The organism is Billgrantia saliphila, assembly GCF_002930105.1.
Classification (GTDB): Bacteria; Pseudomonadota; Gammaproteobacteria; order Pseudomonadales; family Halomonadaceae; genus Halomonas; species Halomonas saliphila.
This window is the reverse complement of record NZ_PJRN01000005.1, coordinates 77,829-97,205: the sequence shown is the minus strand read 5'-3', so window position 1 is coordinate 97,205 and position 19,377 is coordinate 77,829. Positions and strand designations below refer to the sequence as shown.

Genomic DNA, 19,377 nt, shown 5'->3' with positions numbered 1-19,377 from the left:
GGAGGAGGTACGACATGTTGCACTATTACGACCCCAAGCAGGCGTCCGTTCCCCAGCACCTTTTGCCGGAACGCGACTACGGCACCCCGGCACGGCTCTCCGAGACGCTCGTCACCCTCGAGATCGACGGCACCGAGATCAGCGTGCCCGAGGGTACCTCGGTACTGCGCGCCGCGGCCCTGGCCGATATCAATATTCCCAAGCTGTGCGCCTCGGACAACCTCGAGGCGTTCGGCTCCTGCCGCCTGTGCGCGGTGCAGATCGAGGGCAAGCGCGGGCTGCCGGCCTCCTGCACCACGCCGGTCGAGAACGGAATGAAGGTCACCACGCAGAACGCGCGGCTCGCCAAGCTGCGGCGCAACGTGATGGAGCTCTACATCTCCGACCACCCGCTGGACTGCCTGACCTGCCCGGCCAACGGTGACTGCGAGCTGCAGGACATGGCCGGCGCGGTGGGCCTGCGCGAGGTGCGCTACGGCTTCGACGGCGAGAACCACCTGGCGGCCGAGACCGACGACTCCAACCCCTACTTCAGCTTCGACCCCAGCAAGTGCATCGTCTGCTCGCGCTGCGTGCGTGCCTGCAATGAAGTGCAGGGCACCTTTGCCCTGACCATCGAGGGGCGTGGCTTCGAGTCCAAGGTCGCCGCGGGGCAGAGCGAGGCCTTCATGGACTCCGAGTGCGTCTCCTGCGGGGCCTGCGTGCAGGCCTGCCCGACCTCGACGCTGATGGAGAAATCGGTGATCGAGCAGGGCCAGCCGGAACACAGCGTGGTCACCACCTGCTCCTACTGCGGCGTGGGTTGCTCGTTCAAGGCCGAGATGCAGGGCGACCGGGTGGTGCGCATGGTGCCGTACAAGGGCGGCGACGCCAACCACGGCCACTCCTGCGTCAAGGGCCGCTTCGCCTTCGGCTACGCCACCCATCCGGATCGGCTGAAAACGCCGATGATTCGCGAGTCGATCGACCAGCCCTGGCGTGAGGTGGGCTGGGAGGAAGCGATTGCCTTCGCCGCCGAGCGGCTCAAGGCGATCCAGGCCCGGTACGGTCGTGAGAGCATCGGCGGCATCACCTCGTCGCGCTGTACCAACGAGGAGACCTACCTGGTGCAGAAGCTGGTGCGCGCGGCCTTCGGCAACAACAACACCGACACCTGCGCGCGGGTGTGCCACTCGCCCACCGGCTTCGGCCTAAAGGCGACCCTGGGCGAGTCCGCCGGTACCCAGACCTTCGATTCGGTAATGAAGGCCGATGCCATCGTCGTCATCGGCGCCAACCCCACCGACGCCCACCCGGTATTCGCCTCGCAGATGCGTCGCCGCCTGCGCCAGGGCGCCGAGCTGATCGTGATCGACCCGCGGCGCATCGACCTGCTCAAGACGCCGCACCATCGCGGCGCCCAGCATCTCGCTCTGCGCCCCGGCACCAACGTGGCGATGGTCAACGCCCTGGCCCACGTGGTGATCAGCGAAGGGCTGGAGGACCGTGAGTTCATCGCCGGCCGCTGCGACGAGTCAGGCTACCTGGCCTGGCGCGAGTTCATCCTCGACGAGCGCCACTCGCCCGAGCACGTCGAGGCGGTCACCGGCGTGCCGGCCGAGCAGGTGCGCCGCGCCGCGCGCACCTACGCCCGCGCGCCCAACGGCGCTATCTACTACGGCCTCGGCGTCACCGAGCACAGCCAGGGCTCGAGCATGGTCATGGGCATCGCCAACCTGGCCCTGGCCACCGGTAATATCGGCCGTGAAGGCGTGGGCGTGAATCCGCTGCGCGGACAGAACAACGTCCAGGGCTCCTGCGACATGGGCTCCTTCCCCCACGAGCTGCCGGGCTATCAGCATGTCGGCGATCCCGCCGTGCGCGAGCGCTTCGAGGCGGCCTGGGGCGTGCCCATCGACGACGAGCCGGGGCTGCGCATCCCCAACATGTTCGACGCCGCTGTCGCCGGCGACTTCAAGGCGCTCTATGTGCAGGGCGAGGACATCGCCCAGTCCGACCCGAACACCCAGCACGTGGAACAGGCGCTGCGCTCGCTGGAGTGCCTGATCGTGCAGGACATATTCCTCAACGAGACGGCCAAGTACGCCCACGTGCTGCTGCCGGGCTCCTCCTTCCTGGAGAAGAACGGCACCTTCACCAACGCCGAGCGGCGCATCAATCGGGTACGCAAGGTGATGCCGCCGCTGGCCGGCAAGGAGGACTGGGAGGTAACCGTGGACCTGGCCAACGCGCTGGGCTACCCCATGCACTACGATCATCCGGCAGAGATCATGGACGAGATCGCCAGCCTCACGCCGAGCTTCGCCGGTGTCAGCTTCGCGCGGCTCGACGAACTGGGCAGCATCCAGTGGCCGTGCAACGAGGCGCATCCAGAAGGCACGCCGACCATGCACATCGAGGACTTCCCCATCGGCCGCGGCCAGTTCGCCATCACCGACTACGTGGAGAGCGCCGAGCTCAGCAACCGCCGCTTCCCGCTGCTGCTGACCACCGGGCGCATCCTCTCCCAGTACAACGTCGGCGCCCAGACCCGGCGCACCGGCAACCAGGCCTGGCACGACGAGGACGTGCTCGAGCTGCACCCCGCGGACGCCGAGCTGCGCGGTGTGCGCGACGGCGACTGGGTCGGCATCACCAGCCGTGCCGGCCAGACGGTGCTGCGCGCCCGGATCAGCGACCGCATGCCGCCGGGGGTGGTCTACACTACCTTCCACCACCCGGGCAGCGGGGCCAACGTGATCACCACCGACAGCTCCGACTGGGCGACCAACTGTCCGGAGTACAAGGTGACCGCCGTGCAGGTCGAGAAGGTCAGCCAGCCGTCTGCCTGGCAGCGCCAGTTCCAGAATTTCGACCGGCTCCAGCTCGAGCTGCTGCGCGGCGTGAAGGACGAAGCGGGCAAGCAGCCCTCAGCGGAGCGTGCTAATGAGTGACGACCCCAGCAGCTGCCGAGCCCCGGTGGACGTGCGCCGGGCCGGCGGCACCGAGTTAACCGATGACAGCATCGCCGTGGAGACCCCGGTGGCGCTGGTCTTCAACGGCATCTCGCATGCCGTGATGATGGCCACGCCCGCCGACCTGGAGGACTTCGCCCTCGGCTTCAGCCTCACCGAGGGCATCCTCGAGGCGCCCGAGGAGCTCTACGGCCTGGAGGTGCGCGAAGAGGCCGCCGGTATCGCCGTGCACCTGCAGATCGCCACCCAGCGCTTCATGGAACTCAAGCAGCGTCGGCGCAGCCTGGCCGGGCGCACCGGCTGCGGCCTGTGCGGCACCGAATCGCTGGATCAGGCGATCCGCCCGATCGCCCCGGTCGTCGCTCCCGTCGTGGCCGACGACGCCATTCAGCACGCTCTCGAGATGCTGCGCTGGCACCAGCCGTTGCAGCGCGAGACCGGCGCCACCCATGGCGCGGCCTGGTGCGACCTTGCCGGACAGGTGCTATTGGCGCGTGAGGACGTGGGCCGGCACAACGCATTGGACAAGCTGATCGGGGCACTGGCGAGACGTGACCGTGAAGCGCAGGACGGCTTTGTTCTGGTCTCCAGTCGTGCCAGCTACGAGATGGTGCAGAAATGCGCCGGCGCCGGCATCGGCTGCTTGATCGCGGTATCGGCACCCACCTCGCTTGCCATCGAGCAGGCACGCCAGGCGGGTCTGTTGCTGGTCGGCTTCGCCCGCTCGGGGCGTCATGTCATCTACCACCAGCCGGCAAGCGCAGCGCTGCCGGTCTCCCATGCCAGCGGAGGTTGACCCCGCCATGAGTCGCAGCCAGCTCGATTCCCTGATCCACATGGCCAACCAGATCGCCGCCAACAACGTTCACTATGGCGACGCCGCGGCCGAGCGCGTATCCACCCACCTCAAGAAATTCTGGGCTCGCAGCATGAAGCGCCAGATCGTCGACTACCTGCGCGAGGACGGCAGCAAGCTCTCGCCCGTGGCCAGGCAGGCCGTCGAGCGGCTGGCGCAGGAGCAGGTCGCCCGCGCGGGGTGAGATCGTCTGCTACCAGTAGCGCGGATAGCGCCGATGGCGGGCCAGATTGTTGACCAGGATTGCCACCAGCAGCATGACGCTGCAACCGATGCCGATCGGCATCAAGGGGTACCACCAATTCAGGGCCGTGATCGGTGGACCGCCGATCACGGCGACCAGCGCCGCGGCGGCTCCCGGGGGATGCACGGTATGCGTGAGCTGCATGACGAGCACCGAGAGCGACACGGCGAGCGTGACGGCCAGCGCGGTACTGCCCAATAGCTGGAAGCAGCCTACCCCCACCAGAGCGGAGAGCATGCTCCCCAGCAGGACGTTACGCGGCTGTGCGAACGGACTGTCTGGGGCGGCATAGAGCAGCACGGAGGTGGCGCCGAAGGAGGCTACGATCAGCAGATGGTGGGACAACCAGTGCGCGCTGAGCCAACAGATGGCACCCATCCCGCTGAACGCACCGAACCAGGACCACAGGGCGTCCTGCCAGTCCGGGCTGGGAGCTTGGATTCGCTCGGCGCGCATCTTGGCGAAATAGGTCTTCATCGTTGCCCGATTGCACAAAATAGGTGCAGGAGTCTCGCAGAGCGCACCGGCAAAGGGAAGGCAAGTTTTTTTATAAGAACATGACGTTTGGCTGACCGAAGTCAGTTTTTAAGGCCGTCTCCTCTGTAGGCGTCACAAAGCTGTAAGGCGGCGGCACTAACGTGGGACTGCTTACCCGACAGGAGCCAGTCCCATGTCCCGATGCCTCACCCGTACCGCCCTGGCCTGCCTGTGGGCCGGTCTCTCTTTGCTTGCCCAGGCCCAGGCCGACACGCTGGTGCTCTACACCAGTCAGCCCAACAGCGATGCCCAGCAGACCGTGGACGCCTTCCAGGCCGCCCACCCCGACATCGAGGTGGAGTGGGTGCGAGACGGCACCACGCAGCTGATGACCCGGTTGCGCTCGGAGTTCGAGGCCGGCATGGCCAAGCCCGACGTGCTGTTGATCGCCGACAGCGTGACCATGGAGTCGCTCGAGCAGGAGGGCAGGCTGCAGCCCTACCTGAGCGAATCGCGCGACCGCTATGACGCTTCGCTCTACGATCCCGAAGGCTACTACTACGGCACCAAGCTGATCACCACCGGCATCGTTTACAACACGCGCGCCGAGCGGGCACCGACGAGCTGGCGGGAGCTCGTCGACGACGACTATGCCGGTCAGGTGACCATGCCCAGCCCGCTCTACTCCGGTGCCGCCCTGATCCACCTGGCCGCGCTGACCCAGCATCCCGACCTGGGCTGGGACTACTACGAGGCGCTGGCTGCCAACCGGGCAGAGGCCCAGGGCGGCAATGGCGGCGTGTTCAACGACGTGGCCGGGGGAACCAAGCCCTATGGGGTGGTAGTGGACTTCCTGCCCATCCGCGAGGCGGCCAAGGGCTCACCGGTGGCCTTCGTCTTTCCCGAGGAGGGCGTCACCGCCGTGACCGAGCCGGTGGCCATCCTGGCCGAGGCCCGCAATCCCCAGGCCGCGCAGCGGTTCGTCGATTTCCTGCTTTCCGAAGAGGGACAGCAACTGGTCAGCCAGCAGGGCTACCTGCCGGCGCTCGACGGTATCGAGCCGCCCCCGGGCTTCCCCGCCCGTGACGAGATCCGCGTGATGCCGCTCGACGCCGAACGCGCCCTGGAGCAGGCCGAGGTGCATAAGCAGCGCTTCAGCGAGCTGTTCGGAGGCTGACGATGCCGTCGATGGCAGCGCCGGGCAGCCAGCAGCGCTGGCTGCTCTCCCTGCTACTGGGGGCGATCCTGCTGCTCAGCCTGACCCCCAGCCTGCGCCTGCTGGTGGAAGCCCTCAGCGATCTCGGTCTGGGCAATGAGGCCCCGCTGTGGCGCGTTCTCTCCTCGTCCCGTACCTGGCTGGCGCTGTGGCACAGCGTCTATACCAGCGTGCTGGGCATGTTGATCGCGCTGCTGCTGGGCGGTCTGTTCGCCTTCGCCATCACCCTGACCGACGTGCGCGGCAAGGGCATGCTGATGTTCTGCTTCATGCTGCCGATGATGATCCCGCCCCAGGTCACCGCATTGAGCTGGCTGCAGCTGTTCGGCCCGGCCAGTCCGTTGCTCAACAGCCTGGGCGTGGCCCCGGCGCTGGGCAGCCCCCAGCCGCTCCATTCGGGCGAGGGGATTGCCCTGCTGCTGGGCATCCAGAGCGCGCCACTAGTGTTCCTGGCACTGCGTACCAGCCTGGTGGCGCTGCCGCGCGAGCTGGTGGAAGCCGCGCGCATCAGTGGTGCCCGGCCGTTCCAGGTGTGGTGGCATACCGTGCTGCCGCTCACGCGCGGCGGGCTGGTCGCCGGCGGCGCCATGGCCTTCGTCTCCAATCTCGGCAACTTCGGCATCCCCGCCATGCTCGGCATCCCCGCCGGCTACCATGTGCTGCCCACCCTGATCTATCAGCGTATGGCAGGCTTCGGCACCGGCGTGCTGGCCGAGATGGCCGTCCTGTCGATGCTGATCGGCGGGCTGGCGCTGGCCGGCGTCGCTCTGCAGCAGCGACTGATGAAGCGCAGCCGCTTCGGCCTGATCGGTCACGTGGGGCGGGCGCACGACCTGTCGCTGGGTCGCTGGCGAGGCTGGGTCGAAGCCGGCCTCGCGGCGCTGCTCGCGGTGCTCCTCGTCGCTCCGCTGCTGGCGCTGGTGGTGGGTTCGCTGGTTCCGGCCATGGGGGTACCGCTGACGATCGAGAGCGCCACGCTGGAAGCCTACCGCGAAATGCTGGGACGCCAGGGCGTGACGCGCCGGGCCCTGCACAACAGCCTGTGGCTGGCCGGCGGAGCTGCGCTCACGCTGATGGCCGTATCCCTGCCGCTGGCCTATCGCCTGCTGCGTCTGCCGCGGCGCTGGCAGGGGTTGGCCCTCGGCGCCATCGAGCTGCCCTACGCCCTGCCGGGGGTGGTGCTGGCGGTAGCCTGCATCCTGCTGTTCGTGCGACCGCTGCCGCTGGTCGAGGTGACGCTCTACGGCACCCTAGGGCTGATTTTCATCGCCTACCTGGCACGCTTCCTGATGGTCGGCCTGAAGCCCGTGACGGCGAGCCTGGCGCAGCTCGACCCGTCGCTCGAAGAGGCCGCCCAACTGGCAGGCGCCGGCCTGTGGCGGCGTCTTTCCGGCATCGTGCTGCCGCTGATGGCTCCGGCGCTGTTCGCCGGCGGTCTGCTGGTGTTCCTGATTGCGGTGAACGAACTCACCGTCTCGGCGCTGCTGTGGAGCGCCGGCAACGAGACGCTGGGTGTTCTCGTTTACACCCTCGACCAGGGCGGCGACAGCGTGCTGGCCTCGGCAGTGGCGGTGCTGGTCGTCGCCGTGGTGGCGCTGATGATGCTGGCGCTGAGCCTGCTGGCTTCACGCCTGCCGCGGGGGGTGATCCCTTGGCGGAACTGAGTCTGGATGGTGTCGGCAAGCGTTTCGGCGAGCATGCGGCGGTGAGCGGGCTGACGCTGGACGTCGCCCCGGGGGAGTTCGTGGCACTGCTCGGACCCAGCGGTTGCGGCAAGACCACTGTGCTGCGCATGCTGGCGGGCTTCGAGCATCCCAGCGAGGGGCGCATCCGGCTCGGCGACCGGACGCTGTCCGACGCGACCTGCCATGTGCCTCCCGAGGAGCGGCACATGGGCATGGTCTTCCAGTCCTATGCGTTGTGGCCGCACATGAACGTGGCCGATAACGTCGGCTACCCGCTCAAGCTGCGCGGCGTCGGCGGTCGCGACTATCGCCGCCGCGTCGACGAGGCGCTCGCCATGGTACAGCTCGCGGCGTTGGCCGAGCACCGCCCGCAGGAGCTCAGCGGGGGCCAGCGTCAGCGCGTGGCGCTGGCCCGCTGCCTGGTAGCCTCGCCGTCAGTGGTGTTGCTCGACGAGCCGCTGGCGAATCTCGACCGCCACCTGCGCGCCACCATGGAGGAGGGCTTTCGCACCTTCCATCGCCGCAGTGGCGCCACGCTCGTCTACGTCACCCACGACCAGGGCGAGGCGATGGCGCTGGCCGATCGCATCGCCGTGATGCGCGAGGGACGGCTGGTGCAGTGGTCGACCCCCGAAACCCTCTATCGTCAACCGCGCAGTGAATGGTTGGCCGGCTTCATCGGCCAGGGCAGCGTGCTGATGCTGCCGGGTGCCGCGCCCGGGCAGTGGCTGCAGGGTGAGGCCCTGATGTCGGCCGCTGGAGAGGCGGGGCCGCAAGGGCGAGGCCCCGTGCTGATTCGCCCCGAACATGTACGCCTGGGCGAGCGCGGCATGCGGGCGCGGGTGGAGCGGGCGATCTTTCGCGGCGAGCGCTACGAGCTCGGGCTGCGCCTGGCCGATGGCTCGGCGCTGCTCGCTCACTCGTCACGGCGCCTTGTCGAGGGCGGCGTTGTCGGGGTGACGCTGGAGCTTGGTTGGGGGCTGGAGCCGGAGGCGGGAACGACGGGTCGAGACTGATCCTCGGCACCGCGCATAGCGTTGAACAGGCTGGCGAGAAATGGCCGCTTTCCGCGGTAGTTCGGGCTTTTGCCCGCGCTGCCGCGTGATATATTTCGCCCATTGGCAGCCGATGGCCCGTTCGCGGATGAACCCGCTGCCCGTTCGGCATTCGGCCAGCCGCATAACGACACCATAACGAGCCGATAAAAAGCATCAACGCGCAGGGCAAGGTGATATGTACAGGGGACTCTTCTCGGCTGCCGTCCTGACGGCGGCATTGCTCACGTTCGGGCCATCGGCCCAAGCCAACCTTCCGTCGACCTCGACCGAGGCGGGCGGCCATTCCTTCCTTTCCTCGCTGCTATGGCAATCCCTCGATGGCGCGGCCATGCCCGAGGGGCTGACCCGGGACGAGGTCTGGCTGAGTATCGACCTGCGGCGTCGGCAGGTGACGCTCTACCGCGGCGAGGCGGTTATCAAGCGCATCGAGCACCTTGCCTACGGGGCTGGCGGCGCGGCACCGCTGCGCGCCAGGGGCAGCTCGATGACGCCGCTCGGGGAGTTTCGCGTCGACCGGATCAACCGCGCTTCGCGCTTCGGGCTGTTCTTCGGCTTCGACTATCCCACGGCGCAGGTGGCCCAGGAGGCGCTGCGGCTGGGCAGGATCACGCCGCAGGAGTACGGTTACATCGAAAGCTACCGGGCGCGCCACGGCCGTGCGCCGCACGATACCGCCCTGGGCGGCCTGATCGGCATACACGGCCTGGGCCGTGGCGACCCCTACGTCCATCAGCGCTTCGACTGGACGGAAGGCTGCGTGGCGGTGGACAACGAGCAGATCCGCGCTCTCGACCCGTGGTTGAGAATCGGCACGCGCGTCGTGATCCTGGGATAACCGTTCTTAGCCGGGAAGACTTGGCGGAAGAGCGTGGGAGTCGAACCCACCAGGGACCGCTGGCAGCCCCTGCCAGATTTGAAGTCTGGCCGCCCCACCGGGGGTCGATCCTCTTCCTTGAGTGTCGCGGGTCGGGTTCTATTGCCACATGCCGGCTTGGCGGATGTAGCGCTCGTCCCCCCTGCGCCGCGTGTACCCTACCCTATCAAAGAATTCGAGAATGTGAATGGCCAGCTTGCGGCCGGTGCCGATCCGGTCGCGAAATTCGGCCGCCCGCACCGCGCCGTGCATGTCCTCGAGCGTCTTCACGATCGCGGCCATCTCGACCACCGTCTCTGCCAGGTAGAAATGGTCCCGGCGAACCTGATAGAGCCGGCCCAGGCGAGCGCTGGCGACCAGCGTCCGGCGGATGCGCTCCTCGTCGAGATCCGCGGCGGCGACCATGTCGCGTACCCGCGGCGGCTGGAAGGGGGCGGTGGCGATGAGCGGCTCGAGCCGCTGCCACAACGCCTCGTCGGCATCGCTGAGCACCGTACGGTGCTCGGGCAGGGCGACGAAGGGGCCGTGGGTGGCCAGCGCTCCGCGATCGACCAGCGCCGCCAGCAGCTCCCGACAGACCGGCTCGGGCAGCTCGGGCATGGTCTGGCGCGCCAGCCGGGCGCGCTCGGTGCCGAGCATGGAGGGGTCGCGCGCATGGTTGGCCGCCACGGCTTCGAGCAGGCGCGCCTCCAGCGTCGCGACGGTCTCCCGGGAAAAGGCGCGGGCCTGGCCTTGGGTGGCGATGACTCGGCCTCCCAGCGCCTCGACTCGCTCGCTCAGCTCCGCCACGTCGATGTTGGCGTTGCGTGCCACGGCCCCCAGGTCCACGCCGATGGGCCGCTGGCGCAGCGCCTGGCGCAGGGGCGGGTCGAGATCGAACGGCGGCCCCGCGGCCGCGCACTCGGCCAGCGCCGAGAGCCAGGCCAGGCGCTCGGGACGGCGCTGGCCGCGGCGGGGCGGGTCTCCGTCGAGCACCATGCCGCCGCCCAGGGTGAGGCGCCCGCCGGGATCGCGAATCACGAAGCGATCGCCGAGGCAGGCGTGCACCGGGGTGTCGAGCACGAGTTGTCCCAGCATGCCTTCGCCCGGCGCGAGCCGCTGGCCCTCGAGCAGCGACAGGCGGCCGCACAGTCGAGTGACGCCAAGGTGCGCGTGGATCGGCGCCCAGTGCTTGACCGACGGCGCGTCGTCGAGCAGTTGCAGCTGGACGTCGAGGCGGCGGAGCGGGGGCGTCTCCAGCGACTCGGCCATGATCCAGTCGCCACGCTGAATCGCGTCGCGGCTGATGCCCGCGCCAGCGAGGTTGAGCGCCACGCGATCGCCCTGCTGCGCCCATTCGCCGGCGCGGTGCTGCCGACGCAACCCCCGCACCCGCGCCGTCAGGCCGGCCGGCACCAGGCGGACCTCGTCGCCTTGACTCACGCAGCCGGCGAAGGCCGTGCCGGTCACCACCAGTCCGGCGCCGGCCTTGGTGAAGACCCGGTCGACGGCGAGCCGGAAGCGCCCGTGAGCCGGCGTCTGGCGCTGCATCGCCGCCGCCGTCCACAGCCTGTCGCGCAGCTCGTCCACGCCTTCGCCGCTGTGGCTGGAGACCTCGATAATGGGGGCCTCGGCCAGCGGCGTCTCGGCCAGCAGTGCGGTGATCTCATCACGCACCTGGCGCCGGCGCTCGGCGTCGACCCGGTCGATCTTGGTCAGCGCCACCATGCCGCGGCTAAGCCCCAGCAGGGTAAGAATCTGCAGATGCTCGACGGTTTGCGGCATGACGCCGTCGTCGGCGGCCACGACCAGCAGTACCGTATCGACGCCGGCGCTGCCCGCCAGCATGTGATGAAGGAAGCGGGCGTGCCCGGGCACGTCGACGAAGCCGAGCTCGACGCCGTCGGCCACCTCTGGATAGGCGAAGCCGGGCTCGATGGTCAGCCCGCGCGCCTTCTCCTCCTTCAGTCGGTCGGTGTCGATGCCGGTGAGCCGCTGGATCAGGGCGGTCTTGCCATGATCGACATGGCCGGCGGTGCCGACGATCAAGGCGCGCCTCCGCTCGTGTCGCTGGCGGCCACGGCGCGGGCTGGCTCGTCCGTGCGTCGGCTCTCTCGCCCAATGCCGGGCGCGCTCGCTTCCTCGTCGGCCCGATGACTGGCCTCGCTGGTCGCATAGCGCCGCGGCAGGGCTTTCAGCTGATCCAGGAAGGCCGCCTCCTCGTCCGCACCGGACAGGCAGCGTAGATCGAGACGCAGGGCGCCTTCGCTGAGCCGACCGATGACCGGTCGGGGCAGGTCGCGCAGCGCCGCTTCGAGGCGCCGCAGGCGGCGCTCGCGCAGGCGGCGCTGGCTATCCTTGGGCCGCCATGCCAGCGCTCGGCTGGGCAGGCGGTCGACCGGTAGCGAGCCACTGCCGAGCTGGCTCAGGCACGGCTCCAGCGTCACCTCGATGTCGGGAAGCAGGCGCTGGACGTGGGGCAGCAGCCGCTCGCCGGTGGCGGCGATGGCGTCCTCCGAACGGGCCAGCAGCGCCAGGGTGGGAATGTCGCGCTGAGGGGCATCGCTGTCGCGATAAAGGCGTAGCGTCGCCTCGAGTGCGGCCAGGGTCAGCTTGTCCAGGCGCAGGGCGCGCTTCAGCGGATGACGTTTGATGCGTGCGATCGCCTCGCGGCGACCGACGATGATGCCGGCCTGAGGGCCGCCCAGCAGCTTGTCGCCGCTGAAGGTGACCACGTCGGCGCCGGCGCCGATGGCGTCACCGGGCTGCGCCTCGTAGGGCAGGCCGAGGGCGGTGAAATCGACCAGCGCGCCGCTGCCCAGATCGACCAGGAAGGGAATGCCATGGGCATGGGCGATCTCGGCCAGGCGGGTTTCGGGAACGCTGCAGGTGAAGCCGGTGATGGCGTAGTTGGAGGTGTGGGCCTTGACGATCAGTCCGGTATGTTCGCCGACGGCCCCCTCGAAGTCACGCGCATGGGTGCGGTTGGTGGCGCCCACCTCGCGCAGGCGGCAGCCCGCCGCGGCCATGATGTCGGGCATGCGGAAGGCCCCGCCGATCTCGATCAGCTCGCCGCGCGATATCAACGCCTCGCGGCCCGCGCCCAGCGCGCCCAGGGCCAGCAGCACGGCGCCGGCATTATTGTTGACCACGGTGGCCGCTTCGGCACCGGTCAGCTCGCACAGCAGGCCTTCCACCAGTCGGTCGCGATCGCCGCGGCCGCCGCTGTCGAGGTCGTACTCCAGCGCCACCGGGTGGCGCGCCGCTTGCGTCATGGCCTCGATGGCCGCCTCGGCGAGCGGCGAGCGCCCCAGGTTGGTGTGGATCACCGTGCCGGTGAGGTTGAATACCGCGCGACTGGCGGGGCGGGCCAGTTCGGCCAGGCGGCTCAGCACCCGCGTCGCCAGGCTGTCCAGGTCGGGGCTGGCCGGTGCGGCCGGCTGTGCCAGCATGCGGCGGGTCTCGTCCAGCGTCTGGCGCACGGCGCGTCGCACGAGGCGCTGGCCGTAGCTTCCGCGGGCCTCACGCACATGAGGGTGGGCCAGCAGTGCATCCACCGCGGGCAGGCTGCGTCGAACGTCCATTTTCGTCATTCCATGCCGGGGACGGTCATTTCTCCTATCCAAAGGAGAGGGGTCGTCCCTATGGCATAGCATGCCGGGCCGGGCCACGTCCATGCGCGTCCGGCTGGCTAGGCGTCGACGATCAGCAGCGGGTTGGTTCCGCTGCGCCGGTAGCGGCCCTCCTCGTCAAGGAGCAGATCGAGCGCGAGGCTGGCGAGGTCGTCGGCCAGCGGTTCGGCGTCGGCGTCGAGCGCGCGCGGGAAGATCTTGAGGTAGCTGCCGCAGTCGCCGCAGGCCTCGGCCTGGGCCGGCAGGGGGACGGTCGCGTCGCTCTCTTCCGCCAGGCTCAGGTAGTCGAGCTTGCCGCTCTGTTCGCACACGCTGCAGATGGAGCGTTCCAGATACCACTGGGTGGCGCACAGGCCGCACTGCAGGTAGCGCACACCGTTATACTGCGGATCGGATTCGATCACGCTGGCCAGGGGCGGCGAGCCACAGCTGGGGCACAGGGTGCGTACCTCGCCGACCGGACGCGCCGGTGCCTGGGGCAGCGAACGTGCCAGGCGCAGCCAGGCCACCTGCAGCGCGGCGGCCACCAGTGGCATCAGGCCGCGAGTCCGTTCGTCGCCGGCTTCGCCCGCGAGCACGTCGTCCGCCAGCCGATCGATCTCTTCCGCCGACAGCTTGCGCAGGGTGTCGAGCAGCGGACGCTGGGCTTCGCCGATGTGCAGCTCGAGCGCATTCAGCAGAGCATCGAGCTCAGCTCCAGCGTCGATATCGCCGCGCAATGCCTGCACGTTGAGTGGCGGCATGCCATGTTCCAGCGCCAGCGCGAAGGCCTGGGGCTCGGGTTGCCAGGTCGGGGCGCTACGCTCGATGGCCGCCTGCTGGGCCTGGGCCAGCTCCGCCATGAAGCGCAGGAAGTCTCCGAGCGGCGCGACGCGCTCGGCGAGAGCTCGCAGGCGCCGGGCGCGCCGGGCGAAATGGTCGTCGTCGGGCAGGCGAACCTCAGGGGGATGCATCACCCCCGTGGGGGCATTGCCGAAGGCGTGTGTCACGGCGACTCCTGTCGGTTCGTGGGCGTGTCGTGGCGGCGGCTGATCGCGCGATGCTTGCGCGCCTTCTCGCGCTCCTCCTCGTACCACAGTCCATGGTGATGACGCGCCCAGGCCCAACTGACCCGGCCGCGCACCATGGCCTGGAACGAGCCCTTGACCCAGATACCCGAGTAGATATGGATGATCAGGGTGATGATGGCGAGAAAGGCGAGGAAGGCATGCCCCAGGGACGCCAGCCGGCGCAGGGTGATGGGGATGGCGTCGGCGAAGTAGGGCTGCCAGATCAGCAGGCCGGTGATCAGCAGCAGGACGATGCAGCCAAGCATGATCCAGTACACCAGCTTCTGGCCGGCGTTGTTCTTGCCCACCGGCGGCAGCTTTTCGTCGCGATTGGCCAGCACGTCGCGGATCTGCTTGAGCCACTGGACGTCGCGCCGACGGATCAGGCTCTCCTTGAAGAAGGCGATCGCCATGAAGAGGAACATCAGTGACATGAACAGGCCGATGTAGGGGTGCAGGATGCGGGTCATGGTCGGCCCGCCGAACAGCGCTGTCAGCGGCCAGAAGTAGGGATGGAAGAACGGCAACCCGCTTAGCACCAGCAGCACGAAGCTGATCGCGACGAGCCAGTGGTTGAGGCGGTTCCATAGGCTATAGCGCCGCAGCGCTGGATCCGATTTGGCCAGGCTCATGGGCGTTCCTCCCGTTCACGTTCGCGGGCCTCGTCCTCGCGCACTGCCGCTTCGTCCTCCTCGCCGTATTCCTTGGGCCCGGCGGTGACGTAATGGAAAAAGCCGGTCAGGGCGGCCAGGCCGATCGCCATGGAGGCCAGCGGCTTGGTCACGCCCTTCCAGGCGTCGACCAGTGGGCTGATGCGCGGGTCCTCGGGCAGGTGGCTGTAGAGCCCCGGCCTGTCGGCGTGCTGCAGCACGTAGATCACATGGGTGCCGTCGACCCCTTCGGGGTTGTAGACCCCGGCGTTGTCGAAGCCACGGCTCTTGAGGAAATTCGTGCGGGTCTCGGCCAGGTCGAACATGTCCTCGCGGGTGCCGAACATGATCGAGCCGGTGGGGCATGACTTCACGCAGGCCGGCTCCAGGCCATGGAATACCCGGTCGGAGCAGAGCGTGCACTTGTAGGCCTTGTGGTCCTTCTTCGAGATGCGCGGCACGTCGAAGGGGCAGCCCGATACGCAATAGCCGCAGCCGATGCAGTGCTCCGAATTGAAGTCGACGATGCCGTTGGCGTACTGCACGATGGCGCCGGGCGCCGGGCACGCCTCGAGGCAGCCCGGTTCGGCGCAGTGCATGCAGTTGTCCTTGCGGATCAGCCATTCGAGGTTGCCCTGCTCGTCCTCGTATTCGTCGAAGCGCATCACCTGCCAGGTGTCGGGTGTGAGATCGAGCGGGTTGTCGTATTCACCGACGCACTCGCCGACCTCGTCGCGCAGGTCGTTCCACTCGGCGCAGGCCACCTGGCACGCCTTGCAGCCGATGCAGCGCGATACGTCGATCAGCTTGGTCACGCGATCCACGCCACCGCTCCGCTCCTGGGGCGAGGGCACCTGAGTCGCCGACCGGGCGATGACGTTCTGCAGATTGATCTGGTCGCCTCTCATGTCGTTTCGCCTCCTTGCGTCACAGCTTGTCGACCCGCACCAGGAATGACTTGAATTCTGGCGTTTGCGTATTACCGTCGCCGACGGATGGCGTCAGGGTGTTGGTCAGGTAGGACTTCTTCGTCTCGCCGAGAAATCCCCAGTGCAGCGGGATGCCGACCTGATGCACGGTCTGGCCGGCGACCTGCAGCGGGCGGATGCGCTTGGTCACCACCGCAACAGCCTCGATGAAGCCGCGCTTGGAGCTGACCCGCACGCGGTCGCCCTTGGCGATGCCCAACTCCTCGGCCAGGCTCTCGCCGATCTCGACGAATTTCTCCGGTTGGGCGATGGCGTTGAGCCGGTTATGCATCGTCCAGTAGTGGAAATGCTCGGTCAGGCGATAGCTGGTCGCGGCATGCGGGAACTCCTCGAAGGTACCGAAGTTCTCGCGGTCCTGTTTGAATACCCGAGCCCCCGGGTTGTGCTTGGCCAAGGGATTGTCCGGGTGCAGTGGGTTATTGGCGATCGGCGTCTCGAAAGGCTCGTAATGCTCGGGGAATGGCCCTTCGTTCATGCGATCGCGAGCAAAGATCTGACCGCGCCCGGTCTGGTTCATGATGAATGGCGCCTGGCCGTCGCCTGGGGCGGAGGTGGGCGGGAAGTCGGGCACGTCGTTGCCGACCCAGCGCTGGCCGTTCCACCACACCACGGCCTTGCGCGCCGCCCAAGGCGTACCGTCGGGGCGGGCGCTGGCGCGGTTGTAGAGGATGCGGCGGTTGGCGGGCCACGACCAGGCCCAGCCCAGCGTCTGGCCGGTGCCGTAAGGATCGGAGTTATCGCGGCGCACCATCTGGTTGCCGCCCTCGGTCCAGCAGCCGGCGAACAGCCAACAGCCGCAGGCGGTGGAGCCGTCGGCACGCAGCATGCCGAAATCCTCGACCTGCTCGCCGGCGCGGACCACTAGATTGCGCTCCTCGTCGAAGACGTCTTCCAGCGCCCAGCCGTTGTATTCTCGCGCTAGCTCCTCGGGACTCGGCTCTTCGGGGTAGCGATAGGGCCAGTGCAGGTTGAGGATCGGCTCGGGGAAGGGGCCACCCTCCTCCCGATAGAGCCGCTGCAGACGCAGGAAGATGCCCGCCATAATGGCCGTGTCGGAGCGTGCCTCGCCCGGAGGGAGCGCCGCGGCCCAGAACCACTGCAGCCACCGGGAGCTGTTGACGATAGTGCCGTCCTCCTCGGCGAAGGCGGTAGTGGGCAGGCGGAACACCTCGGTATCGATCGTGGCCGGGTCCACGTCGTGGAACTCGCCGTGGTTCTTCCAGAATTCCGCCGTCTCGGTGCGCAGGGGGTCGATCACCACCAGGTATTTCAGCCGCGACAGCGACTCGGTGGTCTTGGCCTTGTGCGGGAACGCCGCCAGCGGGTTGAAGCCTTGACAGATGTAGCCGTTTACTTCGCCCTGATGCATGCGTTCGAAGGTGTGCAGGATGTCGTAGAGATCCACGCCCAGCTTCGGCAGCCAGTCGTAGCACCAGTCGTTCTCCTCACTGGCGGCGTCGCCGAACCATGCTTTCATCAGGCTGACGTGGAAGCGTTCGTAATGGCGCCAGTAGGAGACTTCGTCCTCCACCAGGGGCGGCCGCGCCCGTTCCAGGATGTACTCCTCGTAATCCTGCTCACCGGAGCGAGGCAGCGTCAGGTAGCCCGGCAACAGGTTGGAGAGCAGGCCGAGATCGGTCAGGCCCTGAATGTTGGAGTGGCCGCGCAGGGCGTTGACCCCGCCACCGCGCATGCCCATGTTGCCCAGCAGCAGCTGGACGATGGCCGCCGTGCGGATGATCTGCGAGCCAATCGAGTGCTGCGTCCAGCCCAGCGCGTAGAGGAAGGTCATAGTCTTGTCGGGAGCGGCCGTCTCGGCAATCATGTCCCAGACGCGCTGGATCTTTTCGCGCGGCGTGCCGCACACCGAGGAGACCAACTCGAGGGTGTAGCGGCTGTAATGCTGGCGCATCATCTGGAAGACGCAGCGCGGGTGTTGCAGTGTCTCGTCGCGCCGAGCATGACCCTCGTCGTCGTACTCGTACTGCCAGCTCGACTTGTCGTACTCGCCACTGTCAGCGTCGTAGCCAGTGAACAGGCCGTCATCGAAGCCGAACTCGGGGCTGACGATCAGGCTGGCATCGGTATAGGCGCGAACGTAATCCTGCTGGAACCGGCCGTTTTCGATCAGGTAGCTGATCAACCCACCGAGGAACGCGATGTCGGTACCGGTGCGTATCTCGGCGTAATAGTCCGCCACCGCCGCCGTGCGGTTGAAGCGGGGGTCCACCACGACGAGTCGGGCATCGTTCTTCTCCTTGGCCTCCATGACCCAGCGGAAGCCCACAGGGTGCGCTTCGGCGGGGTTGCCGCCCATAGCAATGATGAGATCGGCGTTGCGAATATCGACCCAGTGATTGGTCATGGCACCGCGACCGAATGTTGGGGCAAGACCTGCCACCGTCGGTCCGTGTCAGACGCGCGCCTGGTTGTCGAAGGCCAACATGCCGAGGCTGCGTACCACCTTGTGCGTCAGGTAGGCGGTCTCGTTGGTCGAGGCCGAGGCCGCCAGCATCCCCGTCGAGATCCAGTGATTGACGGTATTGCCGTCTTCGTCATCGGCGACGAAGTTGGCGTCTCGGTCATCCTTCATGTGGCGCGCGATGCGCTCGAGGGCTTCGTCCCAGTCGATCCGCTTCCATTCGTCGCTGCCGGCCTCGCGCACCTGGGGGTAGCGCAGCCGGGAGTCACTCTGGATATAGTCGAGCAGCCCGGCGCCCTTGGGACACAACGAGCCGCGGCTCACCGGGTGATCCGGGTCGCCTTCGACATGGTAGATGTCGTCGACGTTGTTGATTGCCGCATCGCCCCGGCTGTAGAGCAGCACGCCGCAGCCCACCGAACAGTAGGTGCAGTTGCTGCGGGTGATCTTGGCGCCGGTCAGCTTGAAATGGCGGATCGAGGCAACGGCGGGCTCCGGGGCGAAGCCCATCATGGCCATGCTGGACGTGGCCATCCCCGCCGCACCTAGTTTGAAGAATTGTCTACGTGTCACCCGAAGGGTCATGGGGGCCTCCTGCCTGGTTCCTGTACCCTCTTCGCTAGTTGTATCGCTGTCGGTCTTGTAACCGCTTTGTCGTTCCCCGCACGTGGCAGGCTTTGCGTCCGTATGACATTTGGATCATACGCCAAGCGTAGCGGTTCCAGTCGGCTGCTGTCGGACGACTTGTTACGGTGCGTAGCGAAGTCGTCTATTGTTTGTTGCTGCTCTATTGCTCGTTGCTGCTCTGCGGCTCACCGCTCTCCCGCCGACCTTCGTCCTCGGCACCCAGCGGGTCGTCGGGCAGCGTCTGCTCCTCGGGCTCCGCCTCATGCTCGGGGGTCTGGACCTCGTAGGCGGGGCCGTCGTCGGAGCCCGCCGCGGGGGTCTGGAACATGTCATCGCCTTGGGTCTGGCCGCTGCCGGAACCCTCTTCCGCCTGGTCCATGTCGGAGTGGGTGATCCCGCTGCTGGTCCCGTACTGGCCGGTGTCGACGTCAGGTGGTTCGATGGTCCCGGCGGGGTACTGGCCCACCGAGCCCTCGCCGGGCGAGGCCGTACGCTCCTCCGCCACGGCGGTACTCAGCCAGGCGGCGGCCAGCAGGGCGGCGAGCCAGCCCAGGCGGTGACATGCGGGGTTGCGCATCCTTGCCATGGAACACCTCCAGAAGCCTGTTCGAAATGCGCGTAGTCATTTCAGCGTAGACCGCTCGCAGCGAAGAGGGCAATGCGCC

Annotated in this window: 15 protein-coding genes and 1 tRNA gene; 7 read left to right on the top strand and 9 right to left on the bottom strand. The window is 67.8% G+C overall.

The genetic code is table 11. The annotated features are described in order from the left end of the window. The first annotated feature begins 14 nt into the window (after window positions 1-14). From fdhF to CYJ07_RS07400, 3 genes are read left to right on the top strand one after another with little or no spacing between them, the layout of a single operon-like run. Entirely contained in the window at window positions 15-2,933 is a 2,919-nt protein-coding gene (gene fdhF, locus CYJ07_RS07410) for a formate dehydrogenase subunit alpha (protein ID WP_104203046.1), read from the top strand. Beyond that, window positions 2,926-3,750: a formate dehydrogenase accessory sulfurtransferase FdhD gene (fdhD, locus tag CYJ07_RS07405; protein WP_104203045.1), complete on the top strand. Its 825-nt coding sequence runs from the start codon at window positions 2,926-2,928 to the stop codon at window positions 3,748-3,750. Before fdhF ends, fdhD begins: the two co-directional genes overlap by 8 nt. 7 nt (window positions 3,751-3,757) lie before the next feature. Beyond that, window positions 3,758-3,994, top strand: coding sequence for a formate dehydrogenase subunit delta (locus tag CYJ07_RS07400; RefSeq protein ID WP_104203044.1), 237 nt, complete (start codon window positions 3,758-3,760; stop codon window positions 3,992-3,994). 9 nt (window positions 3,995-4,003) lie between these two features. Here CYJ07_RS07400 and CYJ07_RS07395 read toward each other — a convergent pair whose 3' ends face one another. After that, complete coding sequence (locus CYJ07_RS07395) at window positions 4,004-4,531, bottom strand: HPP family protein (protein WP_104203043.1); 528 nt, start codon at window positions 4,529-4,531, stop codon at window positions 4,004-4,006. A 193-nt stretch (window positions 4,532-4,724) separates the two neighbouring features. Here CYJ07_RS07395 and CYJ07_RS07390 point away from each other — a divergent pair, with 193 nt between their 5' ends. The 4 genes from CYJ07_RS07390 to CYJ07_RS07375 all read left to right on the top strand — a co-directional run bounded on the left by CYJ07_RS07390 (window position 4,725) and on the right by CYJ07_RS07375 (window position 9,325). Continuing rightward, on the top strand, window positions 4,725-5,708 hold the full coding sequence (locus CYJ07_RS07390) for an ABC transporter substrate-binding protein (protein WP_104203042.1): 984 nt from the start codon (window positions 4,725-4,727) through the stop codon (window positions 5,706-5,708). Window positions 5,709-5,710: 2 nt separating this feature from the next. Then, window positions 5,711-7,411 carry an ABC transporter permease gene (locus tag CYJ07_RS07385; RefSeq protein ID WP_104203041.1) on the top strand — a complete coding sequence of 567 codons (1,701 nt, stop codon included), beginning with the start codon at window positions 5,711-5,713 and terminating at the stop codon, window positions 7,409-7,411. Beyond that, on the top strand, window positions 7,399-8,448 hold the full coding sequence (locus CYJ07_RS07380; protein WP_104203040.1) for an ABC transporter ATP-binding protein: 1,050 nt from the start codon (window positions 7,399-7,401) through the stop codon (window positions 8,446-8,448). Before CYJ07_RS07385 ends, CYJ07_RS07380 begins: the two co-directional genes overlap by 13 nt. A 217-nt stretch (window positions 8,449-8,665) precedes the next feature. Next, on the top strand, window positions 8,666-9,325 hold the full coding sequence (locus CYJ07_RS07375) for a L,D-transpeptidase (RefSeq protein WP_104203039.1): 660 nt from the start codon (window positions 8,666-8,668) through the stop codon (window positions 9,323-9,325). A gap of 21 nt (window positions 9,326-9,346) precedes the next feature. Here the strand turns inward: CYJ07_RS07375 and CYJ07_RS07370 are convergent. The 8 genes from CYJ07_RS07370 to CYJ07_RS07330 all read right to left on the bottom strand — a co-directional run bounded on the left by CYJ07_RS07370 (window position 9,347) and on the right by CYJ07_RS07330 (window position 19,298). Beyond that, window positions 9,347-9,442: transfer RNA gene (locus CYJ07_RS07370), tRNA-Sec, on the bottom strand. A 21-nt stretch (window positions 9,443-9,463) separates the two neighbouring features. After that, the gene (gene selB, locus CYJ07_RS07365; protein ID WP_104203038.1) at window positions 9,464-11,392 is read right to left on the bottom strand and encodes a selenocysteine-specific translation elongation factor; all 1,929 of its coding nucleotides are present in this window, start codon (window positions 11,390-11,392) and stop codon (window positions 9,464-9,466) included. Next, complete coding sequence (gene selA, locus CYJ07_RS07360; protein ID WP_104203037.1) at window positions 11,389-12,927, bottom strand: L-seryl-tRNA(Sec) selenium transferase; 1,539 nt, start codon at window positions 12,925-12,927, stop codon at window positions 11,389-11,391. The genes selB and selA overlap by 4 nt, the downstream gene beginning before the upstream one ends. Before the next feature lie 107 nt (window positions 12,928-13,034). Beyond that, complete coding sequence (fdhE, locus tag CYJ07_RS07355; RefSeq protein ID WP_197038284.1) at window positions 13,035-13,964, bottom strand: formate dehydrogenase accessory protein FdhE; 930 nt, start codon at window positions 13,962-13,964, stop codon at window positions 13,035-13,037. Then, window positions 13,961-14,656, bottom strand: coding sequence for a formate dehydrogenase subunit gamma (locus CYJ07_RS07350; RefSeq protein ID WP_104203036.1), 696 nt, complete (start codon window positions 14,654-14,656; stop codon window positions 13,961-13,963). The genes fdhE and CYJ07_RS07350 overlap by 4 nt, the downstream gene beginning before the upstream one ends. Next, the gene (gene fdxH / locus CYJ07_RS07345) at window positions 14,653-15,582 is read right to left on the bottom strand and encodes a formate dehydrogenase subunit beta (RefSeq protein ID WP_104203035.1); all 930 of its coding nucleotides are present in this window, start codon (window positions 15,580-15,582) and stop codon (window positions 14,653-14,655) included. Before fdxH ends, CYJ07_RS07350 begins: the two co-directional genes overlap by 4 nt. A 19-nt stretch (window positions 15,583-15,601) precedes the next feature. Next, window positions 15,602-18,595: a formate dehydrogenase-N subunit alpha gene (gene fdnG, locus CYJ07_RS07340; RefSeq protein WP_479688551.1), complete on the bottom strand. Its 2,994-nt coding sequence runs from the start codon at window positions 18,593-18,595 to the stop codon at window positions 15,602-15,604. A 277-nt stretch (window positions 18,596-18,872) separates the two neighbouring features. Then, a complete protein-coding gene (locus CYJ07_RS07330; RefSeq protein ID WP_231489562.1) occupies window positions 18,873-19,298 on the bottom strand; it encodes a hypothetical protein in 426 nt (141 codons plus the stop codon). Window positions 19,299-19,377: the final 79 nt, after the last annotated feature.

What these genes read in the sequence shown, in the direction of transcription:
- CYJ07_RS07390 (WP_104203042.1), top strand. Translation starts at nt 4,725, where the DNA reads ATGTCCCGATGCCTCACCCGTACCGCCCTGGCCTGCCTGTGGGCCGGT.
- CYJ07_RS07350 (WP_104203036.1), bottom strand. Translation starts at nt 14,656, where the DNA reads ATGAGCCTGGCCAAATCGGATCCAGCGCTGCGGCGCTATAGCCTATGG.
- fdhF (WP_104203046.1), top strand. Translation starts at nt 15, where the DNA reads ATGTTGCACTATTACGACCCCAAGCAGGCGTCCGTTCCCCAGCACCTT.
- CYJ07_RS07375 (WP_104203039.1), top strand. Translation starts at nt 8,666, where the DNA reads ATGTACAGGGGACTCTTCTCGGCTGCCGTCCTGACGGCGGCATTGCTC.
- fdxH (WP_104203035.1), bottom strand. Translation starts at nt 15,582, where the DNA reads ATGAGAGGCGACCAGATCAATCTGCAGAACGTCATCGCCCGGTCGGCG.
- CYJ07_RS07385 (WP_104203041.1), top strand. Translation starts at nt 5,711, where the DNA reads ATGCCGTCGATGGCAGCGCCGGGCAGCCAGCAGCGCTGGCTGCTCTCC.
- CYJ07_RS07395 (WP_104203043.1), bottom strand. Translation starts at nt 4,531, where the DNA reads ATGAAGACCTATTTCGCCAAGATGCGCGCCGAGCGAATCCAAGCTCCC.
- selA (WP_104203037.1), bottom strand. Translation starts at nt 12,927, where the DNA reads ATGGACGTTCGACGCAGCCTGCCCGCGGTGGATGCACTGCTGGCCCAC.
- fdhD (WP_104203045.1), top strand. Translation starts at nt 2,926, where the DNA reads ATGAGTGACGACCCCAGCAGCTGCCGAGCCCCGGTGGACGTGCGCCGG.
- CYJ07_RS07330 (WP_231489562.1), bottom strand. Translation starts at nt 19,298, where the DNA reads ATGGCAAGGATGCGCAACCCCGCATGTCACCGCCTGGGCTGGCTCGCC.
- CYJ07_RS07400 (WP_104203044.1), top strand. Translation starts at nt 3,758, where the DNA reads ATGAGTCGCAGCCAGCTCGATTCCCTGATCCACATGGCCAACCAGATC.